The sequence below is a fragment of the Pseudomonas gingeri genome (assembly GCF_013386115.1).
GTDB lineage: Bacteria > Pseudomonadota > Gammaproteobacteria > Pseudomonadales > Pseudomonadaceae > Aquipseudomonas > Aquipseudomonas gingeri.
Genome location: NZ_JACAOR010000024.1, coordinates 1 through 422, shown reverse-complemented (window position 1 = coordinate 422; position 422 = coordinate 1). Strand labels below are relative to the sequence as shown.

Below are 422 nucleotides of genomic sequence, written 5' to 3'. Positions count from 1 at the left end.
AACTCTTAAGAGTACTCACAAACTTTACCTTAGCCTGATCCGTTACCAGTGAAAGTAACGTTCAGTCTATCTTTCTATCACATACCCAAATTTTTAAAGAACGATCTAATCAAAGACTAGAAATCAACATTCACCATCACCTGGATGGAATGCTCATTTCTAAGCTTTAACGCAGAAGCAACTACAGCCAACAACCATCACTACGTAAATGGTGGAGCCAAACGGGATCGAACCGTTGACCTCCTGCGTGCAAGGCAGGCGCTCTCCCAGCTGAGCTATGGCCCCGTATCTCTACAGGCTTTTCCCACACAAAATTGGTGGGTCTGGGCAGATTCGAACTGCCGACCTCACCCTTATCAGGGGTGCGCTCTAACCAACTGAGCTACAGACCCAATTTCGGGCTGCTTCTATCGTCTTCTTCA

The 422-nt window shown here is 46.7% G+C and carries 2 tRNA genes; both read right to left on the bottom strand.

Annotation, left to right across the window (positions count from 1 at the left end):
• Positions 1-209 precede the first annotated feature (209 nt).
• Positions 210-285 (bottom strand) — tRNA-Ala (locus HX881_RS32610).
• A 30-nt stretch (positions 286-315) separates the two neighbouring features.
• Positions 316-392, bottom strand: a tRNA-Ile gene (locus HX881_RS32605).
• Positions 393-422: the final 30 nt, after the last annotated feature.